22 protein-coding genes are annotated in these 23,601 nt (G+C 64.9%); 10 read left to right on the top strand and 12 right to left on the bottom strand.

What is annotated here, in order from left to right; genetic code table 11:
- Window positions 1–11: 11 nt before the first annotated feature.
- The 5 genes from rng to mreB form a co-directional block, all read right to left on the bottom strand.
- Window positions 12–1,469 carry a ribonuclease G gene (gene rng, locus CW360_RS14360; protein ID WP_101194178.1) on the bottom strand — a complete coding sequence of 486 codons (1,458 nt, stop codon included), beginning with the start codon at window positions 1,467–1,469 and terminating at the stop codon, window positions 12–14.
- Between the two features lie 66 nt (window positions 1,470–1,535).
- Window positions 1,536–2,129: a Maf family protein gene (locus CW360_RS14355; RefSeq protein WP_093984300.1), complete on the bottom strand. Its 594-nt coding sequence runs from the start codon at window positions 2,127–2,129 to the stop codon at window positions 1,536–1,538.
- A gap of 10 nt (window positions 2,130–2,139) precedes the next feature.
- The gene (mreD, locus tag CW360_RS14350) at window positions 2,140–2,628 is read right to left on the bottom strand and encodes a rod shape-determining protein MreD (protein WP_093984301.1); all 489 of its coding nucleotides are present in this window, start codon (window positions 2,626–2,628) and stop codon (window positions 2,140–2,142) included.
- Window positions 2,628–3,551 (bottom strand): rod shape-determining protein MreC, encoded by a 924-nt coding sequence (gene mreC / locus CW360_RS14345; RefSeq protein ID WP_093984406.1) that lies wholly within the window; start codon window positions 3,549–3,551, stop codon window positions 2,628–2,630. The genes mreD and mreC overlap by 1 nt, the downstream gene beginning before the upstream one ends.
- Window positions 3,552–3,645: 94 nt before the next feature.
- The gene (gene mreB / locus CW360_RS14340) at window positions 3,646–4,683 is read right to left on the bottom strand and encodes a rod shape-determining protein MreB (protein ID WP_093984302.1); all 1,038 of its coding nucleotides are present in this window, start codon (window positions 4,681–4,683) and stop codon (window positions 3,646–3,648) included.
- 215 nt (window positions 4,684–4,898) lie between these two features.
- Here mreB and gatC point away from each other — a divergent pair, with 215 nt between their 5' ends.
- The 5 genes from gatC to CW360_RS14315 all read left to right on the top strand — a co-directional run bounded on the left by gatC (window position 4,899) and on the right by CW360_RS14315 (window position 9,729).
- Window positions 4,899–5,186 (top strand): Asp-tRNA(Asn)/Glu-tRNA(Gln) amidotransferase subunit GatC, encoded by a 288-nt coding sequence (gene gatC / locus CW360_RS14335; protein ID WP_093984303.1) that lies wholly within the window; start codon window positions 4,899–4,901, stop codon window positions 5,184–5,186.
- Window positions 5,186–6,643 (top strand): Asp-tRNA(Asn)/Glu-tRNA(Gln) amidotransferase subunit GatA, encoded by a 1,458-nt coding sequence (gene gatA / locus CW360_RS14330; protein ID WP_170307399.1) that lies wholly within the window; start codon window positions 5,186–5,188, stop codon window positions 6,641–6,643. The genes gatC and gatA overlap by 1 nt, the downstream gene beginning before the upstream one ends.
- An 11-nt stretch (window positions 6,644–6,654) precedes the next feature.
- Entirely contained in the window at window positions 6,655–8,103 is a 1,449-nt protein-coding gene (gene gatB / locus CW360_RS14325; RefSeq protein ID WP_101194177.1) for an Asp-tRNA(Asn)/Glu-tRNA(Gln) amidotransferase subunit GatB, read from the top strand.
- Window positions 8,100–8,534: a septal ring lytic transglycosylase RlpA family protein gene (locus CW360_RS14320; protein ID WP_101194176.1), complete on the top strand. Its 435-nt coding sequence runs from the start codon at window positions 8,100–8,102 to the stop codon at window positions 8,532–8,534. The genes gatB and CW360_RS14320 overlap by 4 nt, the downstream gene beginning before the upstream one ends.
- Before the next feature lie 100 nt (window positions 8,535–8,634).
- Window positions 8,635–9,729 carry a calcium/sodium antiporter gene (locus tag CW360_RS14315; RefSeq protein WP_101194175.1) on the top strand — a complete coding sequence of 365 codons (1,095 nt, stop codon included), beginning with the start codon at window positions 8,635–8,637 and terminating at the stop codon, window positions 9,727–9,729.
- A 46-nt stretch (window positions 9,730–9,775) separates the two neighbouring features.
- Here the strand turns inward: CW360_RS14315 and CW360_RS14310 are convergent, their stop codons facing one another.
- A complete protein-coding gene (locus tag CW360_RS14310; protein WP_101194174.1) occupies window positions 9,776–10,804 on the bottom strand; it encodes a ferrochelatase in 1,029 nt (342 codons plus the stop codon).
- 2 nt (window positions 10,805–10,806) lie between these two features.
- Window positions 10,807–11,718, bottom strand: a complete 912-nt coding sequence (locus CW360_RS14305) for a TIGR01777 family oxidoreductase (RefSeq protein WP_101194173.1) — start codon at window positions 11,716–11,718, stop codon at window positions 10,807–10,809.
- Between the two features lie 129 nt (window positions 11,719–11,847).
- Here CW360_RS14305 and CW360_RS14300 point away from each other — a divergent pair, with 129 nt between their 5' ends.
- Both CW360_RS14300 and CW360_RS14295 read left to right on the top strand, forming a co-directional pair.
- Window positions 11,848–12,837: an NAD(P)/FAD-dependent oxidoreductase gene (locus tag CW360_RS14300; RefSeq protein ID WP_101194172.1), complete on the top strand. Its 990-nt coding sequence runs from the start codon at window positions 11,848–11,850 to the stop codon at window positions 12,835–12,837.
- Window positions 12,830–13,057 (top strand): TIGR02450 family Trp-rich protein, encoded by a 228-nt coding sequence (locus CW360_RS14295; protein WP_093984310.1) that lies wholly within the window; start codon window positions 12,830–12,832, stop codon window positions 13,055–13,057. Before CW360_RS14300 ends, CW360_RS14295 begins: the two co-directional genes overlap by 8 nt.
- Before the next feature lie 2 nt (window positions 13,058–13,059).
- On the opposite strand, the gene CW360_RS14290 is transcribed toward CW360_RS14295, so the two are convergent.
- The 4 genes from CW360_RS14290 to radA form a co-directional block, all read right to left on the bottom strand.
- Window positions 13,060–15,687 (bottom strand): EAL domain-containing protein, encoded by a 2,628-nt coding sequence (locus CW360_RS14290; RefSeq protein WP_101194171.1) that lies wholly within the window; start codon window positions 15,685–15,687, stop codon window positions 13,060–13,062.
- A 90-nt stretch (window positions 15,688–15,777) separates the two neighbouring features.
- Complete coding sequence (locus CW360_RS14285) at window positions 15,778–16,683, bottom strand: ribose-phosphate diphosphokinase (protein ID WP_093984312.1); 906 nt, start codon at window positions 16,681–16,683, stop codon at window positions 15,778–15,780.
- A 3-nt stretch (window positions 16,684–16,686) separates the two neighbouring features.
- Window positions 16,687–18,249, bottom strand: a complete 1,563-nt coding sequence (locus tag CW360_RS14280) for a thymidine phosphorylase family protein (protein WP_101194170.1) — start codon at window positions 18,247–18,249, stop codon at window positions 16,687–16,689.
- A 113-nt stretch (window positions 18,250–18,362) separates the two neighbouring features.
- Complete coding sequence (radA, locus tag CW360_RS14275; RefSeq protein WP_101194169.1) at window positions 18,363–19,730, bottom strand: DNA repair protein RadA; 1,368 nt, start codon at window positions 19,728–19,730, stop codon at window positions 18,363–18,365.
- Between the two features lie 63 nt (window positions 19,731–19,793).
- Here radA and CW360_RS14270 point away from each other — a divergent pair, with 63 nt between their 5' ends.
- Window positions 19,794–20,288 (top strand): GNAT family N-acetyltransferase, encoded by a 495-nt coding sequence (locus CW360_RS14270; protein WP_101194168.1) that lies wholly within the window; start codon window positions 19,794–19,796, stop codon window positions 20,286–20,288.
- On the opposite strand, the gene CW360_RS14265 is transcribed toward CW360_RS14270, so the two are convergent.
- A complete protein-coding gene (locus CW360_RS14265; RefSeq protein ID WP_101194167.1) occupies window positions 20,257–21,834 on the bottom strand; it encodes a GGDEF domain-containing protein in 1,578 nt (525 codons plus the stop codon). The genes CW360_RS14270 and CW360_RS14265 overlap by 32 nt on opposite strands.
- A gap of 277 nt (window positions 21,835–22,111) precedes the next feature.
- Here CW360_RS14265 and CW360_RS14260 point away from each other — a divergent pair, with 277 nt between their 5' ends.
- Together CW360_RS14260 and CW360_RS14255 are read left to right on the top strand one after the other, a co-directional pair.
- A complete protein-coding gene (locus CW360_RS14260) occupies window positions 22,112–22,609 on the top strand; it encodes a sigma-70 family RNA polymerase sigma factor (RefSeq protein ID WP_371870540.1) in 498 nt (165 codons plus the stop codon).
- Entirely contained in the window at window positions 22,606–23,532 is a 927-nt protein-coding gene (locus CW360_RS14255; RefSeq protein WP_093984318.1) for a DUF4880 domain-containing protein, read from the top strand. Before CW360_RS14260 ends, CW360_RS14255 begins: the two co-directional genes overlap by 4 nt.
- The last annotated feature ends 69 nt before the right edge of the window (window positions 23,533–23,601 follow it).

The following is a 23,601-nucleotide window of genomic DNA, read 5'->3' as shown; positions in this document are numbered from 1 at the left end:
TCGCGCCCCGCTCAGAGCAGCACCACGTCGTAGTGCTCCTGGGAGTAGGTGCTTTCCACCTGGAACTTGATCGGCCGACCGATGAAGGCCTCCAGGTCGGCAACGTTCCCCGACTCCTCATCCAGCAGGCGGTCGATTACCGCCTGGTTGGCCAGCACCCGGTAGCCTTCGGCCTGGTAGGCCCGTGCTTCACGGAGAATCTCGCGGAAAATCTCGTAGCAGATGGTTTCCGCCGTCTTCTGCAGGCCGCGCCCCTGGCAGCTCGGGCAGAATTCGCAGAGCACCTGGGTCAGGCTTTCACGGGTGCGCTTGCGAGTCATCTGCACCAGGCCCAGCTCGGTGATGCCGATGATGTTGGTCTTGGCGTGGTCGCGCTCCAGCTGCTTCTCCAGGGCACGCAGGACCTGGCGCTGGTGCTCCTCGTCTTCCATATCGATGAAGTCGATGATGATGATCCCGCCGAGGTTGCGCAGGCGCATCTGCCGGGCGATCGCCGTTGCCGCCTCAAGATTGGTCTTGAAGATGGTTTCCTCAAGGGTGCGGTGCCCGACAAAACCACCGGTATTGACGTCAATGGTGGTCATCGCTTCGGTCGGATCGATGATCAGGTAACCGCCCGACTTGAGTAGCACCTTGCGCTCCAGGGCCTTCTGGATCTCGTCCTCGACACCGTACAGGTCGAAGATCGGCCGTTCCCCTGGGTAATGCTCCAGACGGTCGGCCACCTCGGGCATCAGCTCGTCGACGAACTGGCAGACCTTCTGGAAGGTTTCCCGGGAATCGATGCGAATCTTCTCGATCTTCGCATTGACCAGATCACGCAGGGTACGCAGGGCCAGCGACAGGTCCTCGTAGATCACCGAAGGCGTCGCGGCGCTCTGCATCTGGCTGCTGATCTGCAGCCACAGACGGCGCAGGTAGCGAATGTCGGCAAGAATATCCTCGCTGCGCGCGCCATCGGCCGCGGTACGCAGGATGAAGCCGCCGGTCTCTTCGATACCCTCGGCAGCGATGCAATCGGCGACCACCTGTTTGAGCCGCTCGCGCTCTGCCTCATCCTCGATCTTCAGCGAGATACCCACATGCGCGGTACGCGGCATATAGACCAGATAGCGCGAAGGAATCGACAGCTGGGTGGTCAGGCGTGCGCCCTTGCTGCCAATCGGGTCCTTGGTCACCTGCACCACCAGGCTCTGCCCCTCATGGACCAGTGCGCTGATCGGCTCCACCGCACTGCCCTCACGGCTGGAGATTTCCGCGGCATGGATAAACGCTGCGCGCTCCAGGCCGATATCCACGAAGGCCGCCTGCATGCCCGGGAGGACCCGCACCACCTTGCCCTTGTAGATATTGCCGACGATGCCGCGCTTCTGCGTGCGCTCGACGTGGACTTCCTGCAGCACACCGTTTTCCACCACCGCCACGCGTGACTCCATGGGGGTGATGTTGATCAGGATTTCTTCACTCATCGCTCGTATCCACCTAGAACGCTCAAGGCTGCGGGCTGCACGCGATGCGTGAACAACCGGCAGGCTTTAGCCTTCTGCGGCCTGCCAGCAGGACATGCCAAAACGTTCCAGCAACTGCGCGGTCTCGCACAGCGGCAAACCCACCACGCCCGAATAGCTACCCTGCAGCGCCTCGACGAATACCGCCGCCAGCCCCTGAATGGCATAGCTACCCGCCTTGTCGCACGGCTCGCCAGTCGCCCAATAGGCTTGCGCCTCGCCTTCACGCAACACACGAAAACGTACCTGACTGGCTACCACGATACTCTCACAGCGCTGTCCCTGGCGCAGCGCCACGGCGGTCAGCACCTGGTGCGTGCGTCCGGACAGCGCCGCCAGGGTAGCCAGAGCATCCGCACGATCGCGCGGCTTGCCAAGAATCCGTCCGTCCAGCACCACCGAGGTATCGGCGCCCAGCACGCAGGCGCCGCTCTGCGCCGGCAGGGTCTGCCAGGCTGCCGTGGCTTTTTCCCGGGCCAGCCGCTCGACATAGGCATCAGCCTGTTCGCCGGCATGCGGAGTCTCGTCGATGTCCACCGGCAGACAGCAAAAGGGCACGCCGATCTGCGTCAGCAGTTCGGCACGCCGTGGCGAGGCCGAAGCCAGGTAGAGGTCAACCATGCCCGTCTCCTCAGTTGACCTGGAAACGCCGCTGCAGGCTGCGCAGGCCACCCTGCACCCAGGGCCAGAGCAGCGCGCTGACCAGCGCCGGCAACATGAACTCCAGGGTTGGCGGGCGATTGCCGGCCAGCGCCTGCAGCCACAACTGCAGTAACTGCGCCAGACCGAAGATCACCAGCAGGACCAGCGCCTGCTGCCATTGCGGGAACACCCGTAGACGCTGCTGCAGGCCTAGCACCATGGCGCAGACCAGGCAAAGAATCAGTGCGTTCTGCCCCAGCAGGCTGCCGTACAGTACATCCTCAGCCAGACCGAACAGCCAGGCCGTGGTCAGGCCCAGGCGGTGCGGCACGCTGAGTACCCAGAAGCTGAGAAACAAGGCCAGCCACAACGGCCGGCCGATATCCATGAAGGCCGGCATGGGGGCGACACTCAGCAGCAACGCCAGCAACAGCGTGAGCATGATCAGCCAGCCGCCGCGCGGCGCGGGAGCAGCCATCATGGTTGCGTACCGGAAGTGCTGGGCTGCGCCTGCTCCGCCGCCGCACGGTCAGCCTGTTCCTGAGCCTCGGCCGAATCCGCGGCACGCTGTTCGGCACTGCGCGGATCGGAGAACACCAGCAGCAGATAACGGCTGCGATTGAGTGCCGCGGTCGGCACCGCGCGCACCACGGCAAAAGGCTGCCCCGAGTCATGGATGACCTCCTTGACCACCGCCACCGGATAACCCGCCGGGAAGCGCTGGCCCAGCCCCGAGCTGACCAGCAGGTCGCCTTCCTTGATATCCGCGGTATCCGCCACATGGCGCAGCTCCAGGCGCTCCGGGTTGCCGGTACCCACGGCAATGGCGCGCAGACCATTGCGATTGATCTGCACCGGAATGCTGTGCGTGGTATCGGTGAGCAGCAACACGCGGGCGGTATAGGGCATCACCTCGACAACCTGGCCCATCAGTCCACGGGCATCCAGCACAGGCTGGCCAAGGGTCACGCCATCGCGGCTGCCCTTGTCGATCAGGATGCGGTGCGTGAAGGGGTTGGGATCGACACCGATCAGTTCGCCGACCAGCACCTGCTCATCGACCAGCGCCGCCGAGTTGAGCAACTCGCGCAGGCGCACGTTCTGCTCGGTCAGCGCCGCCAGTTTCTGCAGACGGCGCTGCAAGAGCAGCGCCTCGGCCTTGAGCTTCTCGTTCTCCGCGAGCAGTTCGCTGCGGCTGCTGATCTGGCTGGTCATGCCTTCCCAGGCGCGCACCGGCAGGTCCGCCAGCCAGTAGAAGGGCGTGAGTACCAGGCCCAGCTGGCTGCGCACTGGCTTGAAGGTGTCGAAGCGCGCATCCACCACCATCAGGACGACCGAAAGCACCGCCAGGATCAGCAGGCGGACACCCAAGGCAGGTCCTTTGGCAAATAGCGGTTTGATGGCAAAGCCCTCGCAACGGCATGGATCAAGCAGCAAGCCTCCGGCCCGGCAGGCTACGGCCGGGCACCCTCAGGCGAGACCGGCCGCCGGTGGCTTACTCGGTGGACAGCAGGTCCATGGAGTGACGATCCATCATGTCCAGGGCCTTGCCGCCACCACGCGCCACGCAGGTCAGCGGGTCTTCGGCGACAATCACCGGCAGGCCGGTTTCCTGGGAGAGCAGCTTGTCCAGGTCACGCAGCAGCGCACCGCCACCGGTCAGCACCAGACCGCGCTCGGCAATATCCGACGCCAACTCGGGCGGCGACTGCTCCAGCGCGCTCTTGACCGCCTGCACGATGGCCGCCAGCGACTCCTGCAGTGCTTCCAGCACCTCGTGAGAGTTCAGGGTGAAGCTGCGCGGCACACCTTCGGCGAGGTTACGGCCACGCACGTCGATCTCACGCAGCTCGGCACCCGGATAGGCCGCACCGATCTCCTGCTTGATACGCTCAGCCGTCGACTCACCGATCAGCGAACCGTAGTTACGGCGTACATAGGTCACGATGGCCTCGTCGAAGCGGTCGCCGCCAACACGCACGGACTCGGCGTAGACCACCCCATTCAGGGAAATCAGGGCGATCTCCGTGGTGCCACCGCCGATGTCGACGACCATCGAACCGCGTGCTTCCTCTACCGGCAAGCCGGCACCGATGGCCGCGGCCATCGGTTCTTCGATGAGGAACACTTCGCGGGCACCGGCGCCCAGCGCCGACTCACGGATGGCACGGCGCTCGACCTGGGTCGACTTGCACGGCACGCAGATGAGCACGCGCGGCGAAGGCTGCAGGAAGCTGTTCTCATGCACCTTGTTGATGAAGTACTGCAGCATCTTTTCACAGACGCTGAAGTCGGCAATCACCCCGTCCTTCATCGGACGAATGGCCGAGATATTGCCCGGCGTACGGCCCAGCATGCGCTTGGCATCGGTGCCCACGGCAACCACGCTCTTCTGGTTGCCGACATTGCGAATCGCCACGACCGACGGCTCGTTGAGGACGATGCCGCGCTCGCGCACATAAATCAGGGTGTTGGCCGTACCCAGGTCGATCGACAGATCGCTGGAAAACATGCCACGCAGTTTCTTGAACATGGGGAATAGAGCCCTAGGCAGAGCGTCAGGAAAACGCTGGGTAAAAAAGTGCGGCAAACTCTAACAACGGCGAGCCTTTTGGGCAACCGGCCCGCTGTGGTAGATTGCCGGCTTCTATGGGCCTTGAGCGCCCATCTGCGCGGGCTTTGACCGCATCTTGCGGCGACCGTTCCCGACGGCCTGCAGCCCCCGAACCCCAGCCTGGAGAGATCACGATGGCGCTTGAACGCTCCGACGTGGAAAAGATCGCCCATCTGGCCCGCCTGGGCCTGAATGACGCCGATCTGCCACAGACCACCGCCACCCTCAACAGCATCCTCGGCCTGATCGACGCCATGCAGGCAGTCGATACCGAAGGTGTCGAGCCACTGGCCCATCCGCTGGAGGCCACCCAGCGTCTGCGCGCCGACGTGGTGAGCGAAACCAACCAGCGCGAGGCCTACCAGGCCATCGCCCCGGCCGTGGAAAACGGCCTGTACCTGGTTCCCAAGGTGATCGAATAATGAGCCTGCACCAACTGACCCTGAGCCAGATTGCCGAAGGCCTGGCTGCCAAGCAATTTTCCGCCGTCGAACTGACCCAGCACCTGCTGCAACGCATCCAGGCGCTCGACCCGCAGCTCAACAGCTTCATCAGTGTCACCGAAGAGCTGGCCCTGCAACAGGCGGGTGCCGCTGACCAGCGCCGCGCCGCCGGCGAACAGGGCGCGCTGCTCGGCGCACCGATCGGCCACAAGGACCTGTTCTGCACCCAGGGCGTGCTGACCAGCTGCGCCTCGAAGATCCTCAGCGGTTTCAAAGCCCCCTATAACGCCACCGTGGTGGACAAACTGGCCGCCGCCGGTACGGTCACCCTCGGCAAGCTGAACATGGACGAGTTCGCCATGGGCTCGGCCAACGAATCCAGCCACTACGGCGCGGTGAAGAACCCCTGGGATGCCACGCGCGTGCCAGGCGGCTCCTCCGGTGGCAGCGCGGCTGCCGTAGCCGCACGCCTGATCCCGGCCGCCACCGGCACCGACACCGGCGGCTCGATCCGCCAGCCGGCGGCGCTGACCAACCTGACCGGCCTCAAGCCGACCTACGGTCGAGTCTCGCGTTGGGGCATGATTGCCTACGCTTCGAGCCTCGACCAGGGCGGCCCGATGGCCCGTGACGCCCATGACTGCGCCCTGCTGCTGCAGGCCATGGCCGGCTTCGACGCCAAGGACTCGACCTGCGTCGACCAGCCGCTGGATGATTACCTGGCAGCGCTCAGCCAGCCGCTGGCCGGGCTGCGTATCGGCCTGCCCAGGGAATATTTCGGCGCCGGCCTGGATGCGCGCATCGGCGAGAAGGTCATGGCTGTGGTCGACGCGCTGAAAAAACTCGGCGCCACGGTAAAGGACATCTCGCTGCCGAACATGCAGCACGCCATCCCGGCCTACTACGTGATCGCTCCGGCGGAAGCCAGCTCCAACCTGTCACGCTTCGACGGCGTGCGCTTCGGCTATCGTTGCGAAAACCCGCAGAACCTCGAGGACCTGTACAAGCGTTCGCGCGGCGAAGGCTTCGGCGCGGAAGTGAAGCGGCGCATCATGGTCGGCACCTACGCGCTGTCGGCCGGCTACTACGACGCCTACTACCTGAAGGCGCAGAAGATCCGCCGGCTGATCAAGAACGACTTCGTCCGTGCCTTCGAGGAGGTCGACGTGATCCTCGGCCCGACCACGCCCAACCCGGCCTGGAAGCTCGGCGAGAAGAACAGCGATCCGGTCTCGGCCTATCTGGAAGACATCTACACCATCACCGCCAACCTGGCCGGCATTCCCGGCCTGTCGATGCCTGCCGGCTTCGTCGATGGCCTGCCAGTGGGCGTGCAACTGCTCGGCAACTATTTCCAGGAAGGCCGCCTGCTCAACGTCGCGCACCAGTATCAGCAGGTCAGCGACTGGCATAAACACGCCCCGAGCGGCTTCTGAGGACGATCACCATGCAATGGGAAACCGTAATCGGGCTGGAAATCCACGCCCAGCTTTCCACCCAGTCGAAGATCTTCTCCGGCAGCGCCACCACCTTCGGTGCCGAGCCCAACACCCAGGCCAGCCTGGTTGACCTGGGCATGCCTGGCACCCTGCCGGTGCTGAATGCCGAGGCCGTGCGCATGGCGGTGAAGTTCGGTCTGGCGATCGACGCCGAACTGGGCCGCACCAACGTCTTCGCGCGCAAGAACTACTTCTACCCGGACCTGCCCAAGGGCTACCAGACCAGTCAGATGGACCAGCCCATCGTCGGCAAGGGCTTCCTCGACATCACCCTGGAAGACGGCACGACCAAGCGCATCGGCATCACCCGCGCGCACCTGGAAGAGGACGCCGGCAAGAGCCTGCACGAAGACTTCCACGGCATGAGCGGCATCGACCTGAACCGCGCCGGCACGCCGCTGCTGGAAATCGTCTCCGAGCCGGACATCCGCTCGGCCAAGGAAGCGGTGGCCTATGTCAAGGCCATCCACGCCCTGGTGCGCTACCTGGGCATCTGCGACGGCAACATGGCCGAAGGTTCGCTGCGCTGCGACTGCAACGTCTCGGTACGTCCGAAAGGCCAGGCCGAGTTCGGCACCCGCGCCGAGATCAAGAACGTCAACTCGTTCCGCTTCATCGAGAAGGCCATCAACCATGAAGTGCAGCGGCAGATCGAGCTGATCGAGGACGGTGGCCAGGTGGTCCAGGAAACCCGCCTGTACGACCCGAACAAGGACCAGACGCGCTCCATGCGCAGCAAGGAAGAAGCCAACGACTACCGCTACTTCCCCTGCCCCGACCTGCTGCCGGTGGTGCTCGAAGACAGCTTCATCGAACAGCTGCGCGGCGAGCTGCCGGAGCTGCCGACGCAGAAACGCGAGCGTTTCCAGAGCCAGTACGGCCTGTCCGCCTACGACGCCAGCGTGCTCTCGGCCAGCCGCGAGATGGCCGAGTACTTCGAACAGGTCGCCGGGGTCTGCGGCGACGCCAAGCTGGCCGCCAACTGGGTGATGGGCGAGCTGTCCAGCCTGCTCAACAAGGACAACCTGGATATCGAGCAGTCGCCGGTTTCGGCCGAACAGCTGGGCGGGATGATCCTGCGCATCCGCGACAACACCATCAGCGGCAAGATCGCCAAGATGGTTTTCGAGGCCCTCGCTGCCGGCGAAGGTGCGACTGCCGACGAGGTGATCGAGAACAAGGGCCTCAAGCAGGTCACCGACTCGGGCGCCATCGAAGCGATGCTGGATGACGTGCTGGCGGCCAACGCCGAGCAGGTCGAGCAGTACCGTGCCAGCGACGAAGCCAAGCGCGGCAAGATGTTCGGCTTCTTCGTCGGCCAGGCCATGAAGGCCTCCAAGGGCAAGGCCAACCCGGGACAGGTGAACGAACTGCTGAAGAAGAAACTCGAGGGATGAAGCCGCTGCAAGCCGCACACCACACGCTGCAAGGAAGGCTCCAGCGACCCCGTCGCGGCCTTTCTCTGCTGGCCTGTGGTGCGCAGCTTGTCGCCATCCTGCTGCTCGCCGGCTGCTCCACATCGGGCCGTTTCGTCTCCAGCGAAACCGGCCAGGCCTCCTGGTACGGTGGAAAACACCATGGACGACCGACCGCCAGTGGCGAGCCGTTCAACCAGCATGCACTGACCGCTGCCCATCGCAGCCTGCCATTCGGCAGCCGCGTGCAGGTCACCAACCTGCGCAATGAACGCCGTGTGGTGGTACGCATCAATGATCGCGGGCCCTTTACCCGGGGCCGCATCATCGATCTGTCACGCGGCGCGGCGCAGCAACTGGACATGCTGCGCGACGGTGTCGTGCCGGTACAACTGCAACTACTGAGCGAATGAACACAGCCTCTTACAAAGAGCCGCACACGCCAGCCAAAGCGCCTCTGGCGTGCCGTCCGGCAATGATTACACTAGCGCCATTTTTCTGGAGCCTTGCGCAATGACCCTGATGACTTTCGTTTATATCGTCGCCGGCCTGGTGCTGCTGGTCGCTGGCGCCGAAGTACTGGTGCGCGGCGCTGCCAAGCTGGCCGCACAGTTCGGTATCCCGCCCCTGATCATCGGCCTGACCGTCGTGGCCTTTGGCACCAGCGCGCCGGAAACCGCGGTGAGCGTGCAGGCAGCACTGGATGGCAGCGGTGACCTGGCCATTGGCAACGTGATTGGCAGCAATATCGCCAACGTCCTGCTGATCCTCGGGGTGACGGCCGTAGTCGCCCCCCTGCTGGTTTCGCGGCAACTGATTCGCCTCGACGTGCCGATCATGATCGGCGCCAGCCTGTTGACCTTCGCCCTGGCCTGGGACGGCAGCCTGAGCCGTGTGGATGGCGCCCTGCTGTTCGCCGGGGTCCTGGCCTACACCGGCTTCCTGATCATCAGCAGCCTTCGGGAAAAAGGCATTGCCGCCGAGGACGACGAGTTCGCTGCAGAGTTCGGCCTCGACGAAACGCCCAAGCCCTACGCCTGGCTGATCAACCTGGCGCTGATCGCCGCCGGCCTGGTCCTGCTGGTCAGCGGCTCGAACTTTCTGGTGGAGGGTGCCGTTACCCTGGCGCGCGCGCTGGGCATTTCCGAGCTGGTGATTGGCCTGACCGTGGTCGCCATCGGCACCTCGCTACCGGAGCTGGCCACCTCGGTCATGGCTGCCTTCAAGGGCGAACGCGATATCGCCGTGGGCAATATCGTCGGCAGTAATATCTTCAACCTGCTCTGCGTACTCGGCCTGGCATCGCTGGTCTCGCCACAGGCCATCAGCGTGGCAGCCAACGCCCTGGCCTTCGATTTCCCGGTAATGATCGCGGTAGCCATCGCCTGCCTGCCAATCTTCTTCAACGGCTATTCGATCAATCGCTGGGAAGGTGTGCTGTTCGTCGGCTACTACGCGCTGTACACCGTCTACCTGATTTCCAACAGCAGTGGCGCGCCCTGGCTGGGCGCCTTCGAACAGGCCATGCTGAGCTTTGTCCTGCCGCTGACCGCCATCACCCTGCTGGTTCTGGCGGCACGCGCCTGGCAGCGCCAACGCCATCACTAAAGCGCACAGACCACAACGCCGCTGAACAGCGGCGTTGTGGTTTTCTTCAGGTCAGCGCCTGCGGCACTTTCTGGCACAGGCTGGCCAGCGCCTCCACCCAGCGCGGATGGGTATTCAGGCAAGGCACCAGCACCAGTTCCTCACCGCCGGCGGCGATGAACTGTTCACGACCACGATCACCGATTTCTTCCAGGGTCTCGATACAGTCGGCCACGAAAGCCGGGCACATTACCAGGAGCCTCTTCACCCCGGCGGCGGCCAGTTCGTCCAGACGCTCCTCGGTGTACGGCTCGATCCATTTGGCACGCCCCAGCCGTGACTGGAAACCCACCGACCATTGTCCATCAGTCAGCCCGGCGCGTTCGGCAAAGGCTGCCGCACTGCGCAGGCATTGCGCACGGTAACAGCGCTGCAGCACCTCGGCAGGCGCCTGCTGACAGCAGTCGACGCTACGCAGGCAGTGCTTGCCACTCGGATCGGCCTTGTGCAGGTGCCGCTCAGGCAGGCCGTGAAAGCTCAGCAGCAGATGATCGAAAGGCTGCTGCAGGTAAGGTTCGGCACTGGCCACCAAGGCATCGAGGTATTCCGACTGGTCATAGAAGGGTGCCAGGACCTGCAGACGCAGCGGCAAGCTGTGCTGGGCGATGGCCCGGCGCGCCTCTTCGATCACCGTGGTGGTGGTGCTGTCGGCATGCTGCGGATAGAGCGGCGCCAAGGTCACCCGGCGCACGCCCTGCTCAGCCAGGCGCTGCAGCGTGCCGGCAATTGACGGTTCGCCATAGCGCATCGCCAGTTCGGTCGGTCCATGCGCCCAGAGCGGGCGCACGGCGTCGGTCAGACGCTGACTGAGCACCACCAGCGGCGAGCCTTCATCCCACCAGATGGACTGGTAGGCGTGCGCCGAGGCAGCCGGCCGGCGCCACAGGATCAGCCCGACCAGCAGGCGCCGCAGCGGCCAGGGCAGGTCGATGACATAAGGGTCCATGAGGAACTGGTTGAGGTAACGGCGCACATCGGCCACCGAGGTGGAAGCCGGCGACCCCAGATTGACCAACAGCAGTGCGTGATCGGACATGCTCAATCCTTGTCTGTACCCGCCAGCAGGTCGGCCAGGGCCTCCTCCAGCGTGGTGAAGCGAAAACGGAAACCCGCCTGCAACAGGCGGCGCGGCACGGCGCGCTGGCCGTCCAGCAACAACTCGGCCAACTCACCCAGCAGCAGGCGCAAGAGCCCCGCCGGGGCGGCCAGCCAGGCTGGGCGATGCAGGGCCTGGCCCAGTGCCCTGGCAAAGTCGCGATTGCGGACCGGCTGTGGCGCGCACGCATTGTAAGGCCCACTGGCCTGCGGATGCTGCAAGAGAAAATCGATCAGCGCGATTTGGTCGGCCAGGTGGATCCACGGCATCCACTGTCGCCCATCGCCCAACGGGCCGCCCAAGCCCAGACTGAACGGCAAGTGCATGCGTTTGAGCAAACCACCCTGACGGGCCAGCACCAGACCGGTACGCAACAGCACCACCCGCAGGCCCAGCGCCTCGGCAGCCCGCGCACTGTCTTCCCAGGCAGCGCACAACTGGCTGGCAAAGTCCTCGGCGGGGCTACCACTGTTCTCATCGAGTTCCTGCTCGCCACCACAGCCGTACCAGCCCACCGCCGAGCCGGACAGGAGCAGCGCCGGACGCTGGCGCCGCGTGGCCAGCCACTCGACCAACTGATCGGTAAGCTGCACCCGGCTGGCCAACAGCTCGGCCTTGCGCCGGCGCGTCCACAGACGATCGGCAATCGGCGCCCCCGCCAGGTTGACGATGACATCCAGCGGCTCCTCACCCAGTTCCTGCAGGCGTCCGATACCGCGTACCTGTGCACCGCACAGCGCGGCAACCTGCTCGGGGCGGCGGCTCCATACGCTCAACTGATGCCCGGCCGCCAACCAGTGGCGGCACAGTGCCCGACCAATCAGGCCGGTCCCTCCGGTAAGCAGAATGTGCATGACGACGCCTCCTCAGGTAACGGCCTGCTAACCTCAAGCATAGATGATCGGCCAGCAAAAACATGTACAGAATAAAAGACTTTGTACAATATAGGTACATCAATCTCCAGCCACCTTGTGAGGCCGCCCATGCAGCACCCCATCGCCATCATCGGTACCGGCCTCGCCGGCCTGTCCGCCGCCCGCCGCCTGCATGAGGCCGGCCTGCCCGTGCAGCTGTTCGACAAGAGCCGTGGCAGCGGCGGGCGCATGTCCAGCAAGCGCAGCGACTGCGGCAGCCTCGACCTCGGCGCACAGTACTTCACCGCACGCGATCGACAGTTCAGCACGGCCGTCCAGCACTGGCAGGCACAGGGCTGGGTCGCCCCCTGGCTGCCGCGCCTGTACCAGGCTCGCCAGGGCCAGCTGAGCCCGTCGGTAGACAGTCAGGAACGCTGGGTGGCTACGCCGCGCATGAGCGCGCTGTGCCGCCAGCTGCTGGGCGATCTGCCGGTGCAGTTCGATTGTCGGATCAGCGAGGTCTTTCGCGGCAGCCAACACTGGCAACTACTCGACAGCCAGGGCAACAGTCATGGCCCGTTCAGCGCAGTGATCGTCGCCACCCCTGCGCCACAGGCCAGCTCGTTGCTGAGCGCTGCGCCGAGCATGGCGGCGCAGGCCGCCAGCGTGGTCATGGAGCCGACCTGGGCGGTCGCCCTGTGCTTCGACGAGCCGCTCGACACAGCGCTGGACGCCTGCTTCGTGCAGGACCAGGCGCTCGACTGGATGGCCCGCAACCAGAGCAAGCCGGGCCGCGAGACGCACCACGAACAATGGATCCTGCATGCCAGCAGCACCTGGAGCCGCGCGCACATCGACCTGGACAAGACAGCGGTGATCGACCTGTTGCACGGTGAGTTTGCCGAACTACTCGGCTGTCGGATTCCCCCCGCGACGCTGCGCCTGGCCCATCGCTGGCTGTATTCGCGCCCAGCCCAGGCGCATCAGTGGGGTGCCCTGGCGCAGGGTGAGCTGGGCCTGTATGCCTGTGGCGACTGGTGCCTGAGTGGCCGCGTGGAAGGCGCCTGGCTGAGCGGCCTGGAAGCCGCGCGCAAGCTGCTGGAGCACCGCGATGCCTGAACAACGCCACCGCCTCAATCCACGCAAGCTGCTCCTCTCGAAATGGACCGCACGCCAGGTACAGCAGCGCGAACGGCATTTTCTGGTCAACGACTGGTTGCGTGACGAACAGGGCGAAGTCCTGCAAGTCGAGCTGCAGGCGGTGCTGACACGCCGCAGCCAGTGGATCGACTGGCGTGAACTGCAGGACTCCAGCCGCTGGCAGCAGGGCTGGCACTGAGTTTACTGCGCCGCCAGCAACGCCTCGAATTGCTCGACCGGCACGGGCCGGGCAAACAGGTAACCCTGGAAATGCCGGCAACCACTGTCCAGCAATACCTGGCGCTGCGCCGGGGTCTCCACCCCTTCGGCAATCACCTGCAGTCCCAGGCTCTGCGCCATGGCACAAGTTGCCCGGACAATCGCCAGGCTGCTCGGATTGCCGGGCAGTTCACGGATGAACGACTGGTCGATCTTCAGCTGATCCAGCGGCAGCTTCTGCAGATAGGCCATGGACGAATAACCCGTGCCAAAGTCATCAATGGAAAAGCGTATACCCATCTGTCGCAAGGCATTCATGCGCTGGCTGGCAGCCGCCATGTCATCCAGCAGCAACGACTCGGTGATTTCCAGCTTGAGCAGCTGTGCCGCCGCGCCGGTTTCCTCGAGCAGCGCCTGCAAGTCTTCGACGAAGCCGGGCTGATAGAGCATCACGGCGCTCAGGTTGACCGCCAGGCTCAAGCGCGCCAGCGCGCCACCCTGGGCCTGCCAGCGCGCCAGTTGCAGACAGGCCTGGCGCAGTACCAGGCCATCCAGCGCCTGGATCAGCCCGCTGCGCTCGGCCAATGGAATGAACGCCGCCGGCCCCAGCAAGCCCTGCTGGGGGTGCTGCCAGCGCAACAGCGCCTCGGCTCCCACCACGCCGCAGCCCTCTTCCACCTGGGCCTGGTAGTGCAGGATAAAGTGTCCTTCACGCAGCCCCTGGCGCATTTCCTCCTGCAGGCGCAAGCGCGTACTGACTACGGCCTGCATCTGCGGGTCGAAAAAGCGCAGGGCATTCTTGCCGGCATGCTTGGCTTCATACATGGACAGATCGGCGCGTTTGAACAGTTCATCGACACTCTCGTGGTTACCGAGGAACAGCACCACGCCGATGCTCACGCTACTGTGCAGCGGCTGGCCGAGCAGGCTATAAGGCTGGCTGAGGCTGTGCAGGATCTGCCCACCCAGTTGCTCGGCGCGGCTGGCCGCCTGGTCGGCCTGCCCACCCAGCTGTTCGAGCATCAGCACGAACTCATCGCCGCCCAGACGCGCCACCGCCTCACTGCTGCGCACCAGGGCCGACAGTCGCCCGGCAGCCTGCAGCAACAGCTGGTCGCCCGCCTGGTGACCATACAGGTCATTGATATTCTTGAAATTATCCAGATCAAGGAACATCAGCGCGCCATACTGGCCACTCTGCGCACTGTGCGCCATGGCCTGCTGCAGGCGGTCGAGCAGCAGGCGCCGATTGGGCAGACCGGTCAATGGGTCGTAAAACGCCAGGTGGCGAATCTGCTGCTCTGCCTCCTTGCGCTCACTGATGTCACTGAGCGAGGCGACATAGTGGCTTACCCGGCCATCCGTGGCGCGCACGGCACTGATCGACAGCCACTCGGGGAAGACCTCGCCACTCTTGCGGCGATTCCAGATTTCTCCCTGCCAACTGCCGTGCTGATGGATCGACTGCCACATCTGCCGGTAGAACTCGACCCCCTGCTGGCCCGAGGAGAGCAGCCGGGTGTGCTGGCCAATCACATCGTCCGGCTGATACCCGGTAATCCGGCAAAAGGCCTGGTTGACCCGCAGAATGTGACTGCTGGCATCGGTAATGAACATGCCCTGCTGAGTTTCAAAGGCAATCGCGGCGATGCGCAACTCCTCTTCGGCCAGACTCCGCTCGGTGATGTCACGAATGATCATGACCACCGCCGCACGCCCCTCGAGGGTGACATCCAGGCGCCGCGCATGGGCTTCGAACAGCCGCAGCCCGGCCAGGGTCTGCATGCGGTACTCAGTGACCTGGGGCGCATTGCTGGACAAGGTCAGGCGTACGAAGGCCAGCAGTGACTCCGCCTGGCTCAGCGCCAGCACTTCATGCAGGCGCTTGCCGAGCAGCGCGCCGACCGGCAGGCGCAACAACTGCGGGTCAGGGGCAATCACCTCCAGATAGCGGCCGTCCTCGTCGAGCACCATCAACAGGTCAGGCAGGGCGCCGGCAATCGCCCGCAGACGCGCTTCACTGAACTGCAGGTCGCGTTCGGTGTGCTGGCGCTGGCCAATATCCTTGAGCAGCAAGCCCAGCATCACCCCGGCCAACGGCAGGACCAGCAACGAAGGCAGGGCCAGGTACGTGAGAATGCGCTGGTAGTGCTCGGCCGGCAGGGCGCTGAGCACCAGCAGCACGCCCAGATGTAGCAAAACGCCGAACAACCACAACGACAGGGCATTCAGTGGCAGTCGCCCGCGCTGCACCAGCGCACGCATGGCCAGGCCCATGAGCAACGGCAGGATGACGTTCGCCACCCCGACGTACATACCAATACCGCCCAGCCACAGGCGCCCCGCAGCCGCAATCAGCCCGGCCAGCAAGGCAACCCAGGCACCACCGAACAGCGCGGCCATGCTCAGCACCGCCGTCCGTGCATCGAAGAACACGCCCTCGTGCGGGGCAATCGGCAGCCACATGCCCACCAGGCAAATGACGCCAAACAGCAGCCCCGAACTCAAGCGCAACAGCCAGGGTCGCCCCTGGCAGGCGCGTACGTTGATCGCCTGCAGGTAGCACAGCGCCAGCAGCAACGCCGCGCCCGTGACGAAATCCATAATCATGCCAAGCAACCCTGTACACGCCATGCCCACTCGGCATGGCTACTACCCAGACGTTCCGTTGAGAAGCACTTCGCCGTTTTCACGCCACACTCAGCGCTGCATGAGCAACGGTTGCAACGCCTGTGCCAAGCAGGGCGCCATGGCAATGGCGTTGCTCGGGTGGCTGATGCAGTCGGTACTCCACACCCGGCCAACACCGGCCGCCGCGATCACCGCCAGGGCATCACCGGCGAACAGCGCATGCGTCACCGCCACATCCACCGTGGCCGCCCCCGCTGCCAGGGCCTGCTGTGCGGCCGCCGCGAGGGTTCGCCCGGAACTGGCCACGTCATCCAGCAACACCACGTTGCGACCACGCAGATCGAGCGCCGGCAGGCTGATCTGCACCTGACGATCGCCGCTCCGCAGCTTCGTGCACACCCCATGCGGCCAGCCATGCACAGCCGCGGCCTGACCGACCCACTGTGCCGACTCGGCATCCGGCCCCAGCAAGAGCGGCTGCTCAACCTGCTCGGCAATCAGTTCGGCAAGCATCGGCGCACCCGACAGGCTGACGGCCACACCCCGCGGAATGGCCTCGGCCAGGCTGGCAATGCGATGCAGGTGCGGGTCCACGGTGATCACCCCATCGAACAGGCCGGCCAGAAAAGGCCCGATGATTTGCTGGCTGACCACTTCGCCAGGGTGAAAGGCCATATCCTGGCGCATGTAGGCCAGGTAGGGGGCGACCAGCCACAAACGCTGTACACCCAGGCGACGTGCTTCACCCGCCAGCAAGAGCAGTTCGACGAGTTTCTCGTTGGGGCGATCCAGGCTGCGGTACAGCACCAGCTGTTCGGGCAGCGCCTGGCCAGGCTGCAGGGGCAGGCGCAGACGCAGTTCTTCATCGGGAAAACGGTGAGATTCGACTGCCGCGGCAGGCAGACCGCAGGCCTCGGCCAGACGCCGCGCAGGCAGCGCCTCCTCGGCGAAATACAGCAACAGGCTCTGGCTCATTGATCAGCACTCCACAAAAAAGGCCGGCAGCTGCTCTGCCTCGCCCAGGCTCACCCCCGAGGCACGCGCGCAGGCCTGGCGGGCAAATTCCAGATCCGCCGCATAGGCGGCATACACGCGGTACAACGGCGTGCCGGCGCTGACCCGCGCGCCCAGCTTGTGCAGCAGGTCAAGGCCAGCGCCCTGTACCTTGGGCGCACCGGCCAGACGGGCAATACGCGCTAACTGCAGGTTGTCGATGGCGACCAGCACACCCTCCGTGTCGGCACACACCTCGAAGCTCAGCGGCGCCAGCGGTGGATTCCGGTAGTCGAACTCTCGCAGCCCCTGCGCCTGCATGATCGCGTGCATCTTGGCCAGGGCCCGCCCGGAATCGAGGATATCGCGGGCAATGGCAAAGCCATCGCCACCGCGCACATCCGGGTCGAACTCCAGCATGCGCCCGGCCAGGCGCAGCGATTTCTGACGCAGGTCGTTGGGCGCGGCCGGATCATTGGTCAGTACCTGCAGGACATCACGCGCCTCCAGCACCGGGCCAATACCATTACCCACCGGCTGCCGACCGTCACTGATGATCACGTCAATGGCCAGCCCCATGCGCCCGGCCACATACTCGAACAGCTTGCGCAGCTTCTGTGCCTCGGGCATGGAGCGCACCTTGGCGCTCGGCCCGACCGGGATATCCAGCAACAGGTGGGTAGAGCCGGCAGCGACTTTCTTGGAAAGGATCGAGGCCACCATCTGTCCGGGCGAATCCAGGGACAGCGGCCGCTCCACGGCAATCAGCACATCGTCGGCCGGCGACAGATCGCTGGTGCCCCCCCAGGCCAGGCAGCCGCGGTGGGCGTGGACGATCTCCTCCAGGCGGGCGAAGGGCAACTCGACATTGGCCAGCACCTCCATGGTGTCGGCGGTCCCGGCCGGCGAAGTGATGGCCCGCGAACTGGTTTTCGGGCAGAGCATGCCGTGGGCGGCAACGATCGGTACGACCAGCATCGAGGTGCGATTGCCGGGAATACCGCCAATACAGTGCTTGTCGACTACCGGGTGCTCACGCCAGTCCAGGCGCCGGCCCACGGCGGTCATCGCATCGCTGAGGAAATACACCTCTTCGCGGTCCAGTTCACCCTGGTTGCAGGCGACCACGAAGGCCGTCAACTCGATCTTCGAATAGCGGTGCTCGCTGATGTCACGCACGATGGCCCGGAAGTCATCATGGCTAAGACGCTCCCCGGCAATCTTGCGGTGCAGCGCATGGATCGAAGCCGGCGGCTCGGCCTGGGAAATACTCGCTGGATGCCCGTTGGCCACGCCCAGCTGGGCAAAGGCATCTTCCGAGAGGCCCAGTTCGCCAACCGCCACGATGCATTCGTCATCCACCACATTGAGGCTGGCGAGGATGCGCCGGCCATTGGCGCTCACCTCAACCTTGGACAACGCCTGGAAGCCCTCGGCACGATAGATGGCACAGTCGCGGTGCAGGTAGGCGACGTTTTCCCGGTAGGTATCAATGGCCACCCGGCGCAATTGCAGGGTGGCACTGGCGGGTGTTCGGCGATGGGCCATGGGCGGTCTCCGCAGGTGACAGTGCTGTGCCTGAACGGCACGTTAGCAGAGGCATAAACAGGCCGGCCATTATGCAAAGCCGCGCATGCGACCTGTTGTCGCAGATCAGTATGTCAGTCGAACAACGCATCCAGCGCCTGCTCCAGGCGCGTCACGGCAATCACCTGCAGGCCGGCCGGCGCCTCCTTGGGCGCATTGCCCTTGGGTACGATGGCGCGCTTGAAGCCATGCTTGGCCGCTTCCTTGAGACGCTCCTGGCCGCTCGGCACCGGGCGGATCTCGCCGGACAGGCCGATCTCGCCGAACACCAGCAGGTCGTGCGGCAGCGGCTTGTTGCGCAGGCTGGAAATCACCGCGGCCATCAGCGCCAGGTCGGAAGCGGTCTCCAGCACCTTGACCCCGCCGACCACGTTGAGGAACACGTCCTGATCGTAGGTGGCAATGCCACCATGCCGGTGCAATACGGCCAGCAGCATGGCCAGGCGATTCTGATCGAGTCCCACGGTCACGCGCTTGGGGTTGGCCATATGGCTGGTGTCGACCAGCGCCTGCACTTCCACGAGCATCGGCCGGGTACCTTCCCAGGTGGCCATGACCACGCTGCCCGGCACCGCCTCCTGGGCACGGGTGAGGAAGATCGCCGAGGGGTTGGTGACCTCCTTGAGGCCCTTGTCGGTCATGCCGAACACGCCCAGCTCGTTGACCGCGCCGAAGCGGTTCTTCACCGCGCGCAGCAAACGCAGGCGGCCGTCGGACTCGCCCTCAAAGTACAAAACGGTATCGACCATGTGCTCCAGCACGCGCGGGCCGGCCAGGGCGCCTTCCTTGGTCACGTGGCCGACCAGGAAGATCGCCGTGCCGCTCTGCTTGGCGAAGCGCACCAGCAGCGCCGCGCTCTCGCGCACCTGCGCCACGCCGCCGGGAGCGGACTGCAGTTGCTCGGTGAAGATGGTCTGGATCGAGTCGATGACCATCACCTTGGGCTGCTCGCGGCGCGCCACGTCGATGATCGATTCGATGCAGGTCTCGGTCATCACCTTGAGTTTGTCCTGCGGCAGCTCCAGGCGCCGCGCGCGCATGGCCACCTGCTGCTGCGACTCCTCGCCGGTGACATACAGCGCGGGGAGCCTCTGGGCAATGTTGCACAGGGTCTGCAGCAGGATGGTCGACTTGCCGATGCCGGGGTCGCCGCCAATCAGCACCACCGAGCCATCCACCAGGCCGCCGCCAAGCACCCGGTCCAACTCGCCGGAGACGGTGGAGAAGCGTGGCACTTCCTCGACGCTGACCTCGGCCAGGGTCTTGATCTGCGCCTGCTGCCCGGCCCAGCCGCCGCGCCCGGACGGTGCGCCAGCGCCACCACTCTCGATCACGGTCTCGGTCAGGGTGTTCCAGGCCCCGCACTCGCCGCACTGCCCGGCCCACTTGGGAAAGGTCGCGCCGCACTCGGTGCAGCCATACATGCGCTTGGCCTTGGCCATGAAGTGTCTCCGCCACCGGGAAAAGCGCGGATAATAGCGCACCCAACCGCCGGGCGAGGCCCCATGCAGATCGAACTCATGCGCACCGACGCAACAGCCACCGAGCTGATCGCCAACCTCTACCAGTTCTATGCCTACGAGTCTTCGGACTGGGAGGATGAAGAGGTGGAGAACGACGGGCGTTTCTACATCCACCATGCACACCTGGCGCGCTACTGGCAGGAGCCGGACTGGAGCGCCAGCCTGATCCTGGTGGACGGCTTCATCGCTGGCTTCCTGCTAGTCGAGCGTAGCGAGCTGCCCGGCATCGACGCCAAGGAATTCGCCGACCTGTTCATCCTGCGCAAATATCGCCGACGCGGTATCGGCCGGGCACTGTTCCAGCAACTGGTCTGCGCCAGCGGTGAGCCCTGGGTGATCAGCCTGTACCGCGACGATCCGCTGGGTAGGCCATTTGCCCAGGCCCTGCTGGGCGAGTTGCCCAGCCACTGGTGGCGCGCCCTGCCCAGCCCCGAACCCGCGCTGCTCAGCTACCTGCTGCACTGTCCTCGCCAGTAGGCGCATACACCACGCGGTCGCGCCCCTGCGCCTTGGCCTGGTAGAGCGCTGCATCCGCCGCTTTGAGCACCTGGGCGACCGGCGTGGGCGGCCCCGGCCACAAGGCCACGCCCAACGACACGGTGACTGCCGTACCCGTCGGGCTGGGCATACTGGCCATGCTCAGGCGCAGGCGCTCGGCAACCCGCATGGCCACCGCGGCATCGGCCTGCGGCAAAAGCATGAGAAATTCCTCGCCACCGCTGCGGCACAGCAGGTCGGTACTGCGCGAGCAGTCACGCATCAGCCCGGCCAGGTGCTGCAAAACGCGATCCCCCAGCGCATGGCCATAACGATCGTTGATCTGCTTGAAATGGTCGATATCCAGTGCCAGTACGGCAAACGGCAGGCGCTGCTGCTGCAAGCGCTCCAGGCCAAGGGCCAGGCCGCGACGATTGAGCAGGCCACTCAGCGGGTCGGTAATGTTCTCCTCGCTGAGTCGGCCCAGCTTGTCGTGCAGCATCGCCAGCCCTTCCTGCATGGCGCGCTGCAACTGCTGCGCCTCGAAATACCAGGCGCGCACACGGCGCACTTCCTCATCGGCAGTCGGGCTGTCCCAGTGCTCCACGGTATCGGCCAGGTTACGCAGTGGCCTGGCAATCCAGCGGGCCAGCCAGGCAATCGCCAGGAGCGACAGCAGGGTGATGGGAATGCTGTTACGCAGCGTCTTGAGCATCAGCTCGTCCAGCTCTGCCAGGGTTTGCGCCGTCGACCGCTGCGCGACCACCCCCCAGCCAGCGCTGGGCACCGGTGCGTAGCCGGCCAGCATATCGATGCCACGTGAATTGATCAGCCGCTGCATGCCGGCACGCCCCTGCAGCACGGCCTCCACCGCCGGATTATGGAAGACCACCTGTTCGCCCACACGCTGCGCATCGGAGTGATAAATCAACTGGCGGCTGCGATCGACCACGTAGAAGTGCGTACCGTCACGGTAATAATGCTCGGCCAGCAAGGCATGCAAGGCATTGGGCTGCTGCAGATAGAGCGTACCCCCTACCAGGCCGAGTGCCTGGCCGGCGGCATCCACCACCGGATAGGAGAGAAACACCAGCAGTTCGCCATTGACGCCGCGAAAGGGTTGCGACACCCAGGAGCGCTGGCCATGTCCGTCATCGGCTACCGTGCCCTGGCTACGCAGGCCCAACATGGCAAGACCGTCGCTGGACGTGGCGATGATCCGCCCCTGTCGGTCATGTACGGTAACCGCGTTGAAGCTGCGGCTCAGGCGACTCAGGCGTTCAGCCTCATCCATCCGCGCCGCGGCATCTTCCCAGCCCTCAGCCAGGCGACCGGCGCTATAGGCCAGTTGCTCAAGGGTGTTGAGCAAAAACAGCTCCGTGCTGGCGGCCTGTTTGGCGGCATACACCCGGTTGGCCTCCAGGGTCTGCGCCATCAGCAGATCGCGCTCGGTCTGGTAGCTCGAAAGAACGGCGTTGATGAAGGTCACCAGCCCGACCGCCAGCCCCAGCAAAACGATCAACAGGCGCAGATCAGGTTTGAACATTCGCGTCTCACCCTCCCCACGGCACGAGTGACGTCGTTGCTATGTCTCAGCGTAGCCCTACTACGACGCCGCACAGCGCCCGACCTGGCAACCCCTGGCAAATGCACATGACCTCTCGCAGCCATCGTGCTGGCCAGCAGGCAACAGACGGCAGTTTAGCCGGGATGGCGGGTAAATCGACATGCCAGCCCTTACGCATCCAGCCGCAAAAGCCGTTTGTTAATGATAAATAGTCGCATTAATATGCGCGAATATTTCCACTTCCTGGATGTTTGCCGTGCCTGCCGCTCTCAACCATGTCGCCAGTCTTTACCAGCAGCATCACCGCTGGCTGCTGGGCTGGTTGCGCCAACGCCTGGATTGTCCGGCCCAGGCTGCCGACTTGAGCCAGGACACCTTTGTGCGCCTCCTCCAGCAACCGCAACGCCCCACCATCGACGAGCCGCGTGCCTTGCTGGGCACCATCGCACGGGGCCTGCTGATCGATCACTATCGCCGGCGCAGCCTGGAACGCGCCTACCTGCAAGCACTGGCCGTGTTGCCGGAGCCTCTGCACCCGGGCCCGGAAGAACAATTGCAACACCTGCAGACCCTGGTCGCGCTGGACCGTGTCCTCGATGGGCTCAAACCGTGCGTGCGCGAAACCTTCCTGCTTTCCCAGGTTGAAGGCCTCGCTTATGCGGAGATTGCCCAGCGCCTGGGACGCTCGATCAGTTCCATCCAGCAGTACATGGGCCAGGCCCTGCGCCATTGCCACCGCCAGGGGCTGCTATGAATGCACCAGACGATACGCTGTTGGAGCAGGCTATCGACTGGCGCGTATGCCTGCTCTCCGGCCACGCCACGCCCGAGCAACAAGCGGCCTGCCTGGCCTGGCGTCAAACCAGCGCAGCACATGAAGCCGCCTGGCAGCGCCTGGAACGCTTCAGCGAGCGCCTGGGCAGTCTACCCCCAGCCCTGCTGCAGCCCACCCTGCAAAAAGCCCGACATGACCCGCAGCGCCGCCGGGCCTTGCGCCAACTAAGCGTGTGCGGCCTGCTGCTCGGCGGCACGGTGCTGGGCCTTGACCAGGCACCCTGGCCTACCTGGCTGGCCAACCAGCGCACGGCCATCGGCGAGCGTCGCCAGTGGCGATTGGCCGATGGCAGCTTGCTGCACCTCAACAGCAACAGTGCAGTGGACCTCTTGGAACTGGGCGATCAGCGGCGCCTGCAAGTCCATCAGGGCGAGGTACTGATCGAAGCAGCCAGTCCCTGGCTGATCGCTTGTGCGCAGGGTCGCTGCCTACTGCAGGAGGGCCAGCTACAACTGCGCCTTGATCCACAACCGGTTCGCCTGAGCCTGTATCGCGGGCAGGCCAGCTGGCAGGGCGAAGGCGCACTCACAGACCTGGCTGCCGGCCATGACTACTGGGTGCGCGACACCCAGGCACAACTTGCCGGCCCCGCCGACATCGACCGTAGTCGCTGGCAACAGGGCCTGCTGGTAGCCAAGCAGATGCCGCTGGCCGAACTACTCGGCGCATTGCGCAGGCAGCGCCATGGCCTCTTGCGCTGGGCGCCGCAAGTCGCCGCCTTGCGCATCTCCGGGGTTTTTCCGCTGGATGACACGGAACGTGTGCTGCAGGCCGTCGCCCGAACCCTGCCGGTACGCCTGCACTACCGCACGCGCTACTGGGTCAGCGTGGAACCTGCCTAAAAAAAATTGCAGGTTTTGCACGCTCGTTCGGCCTCCTTGCCAACAGCCATTGGCCACCGGAGCCCACAC

The sequence above is a fragment of the Pseudomonas fluvialis genome (assembly GCF_002835605.1).
In the GTDB taxonomy this organism is placed as follows: domain Bacteria; phylum Pseudomonadota; class Gammaproteobacteria; order Pseudomonadales; family Pseudomonadaceae; genus Aquipseudomonas; species Aquipseudomonas fluvialis.
This window is presented reverse-complemented; position numbering and strand designations above follow the sequence as displayed.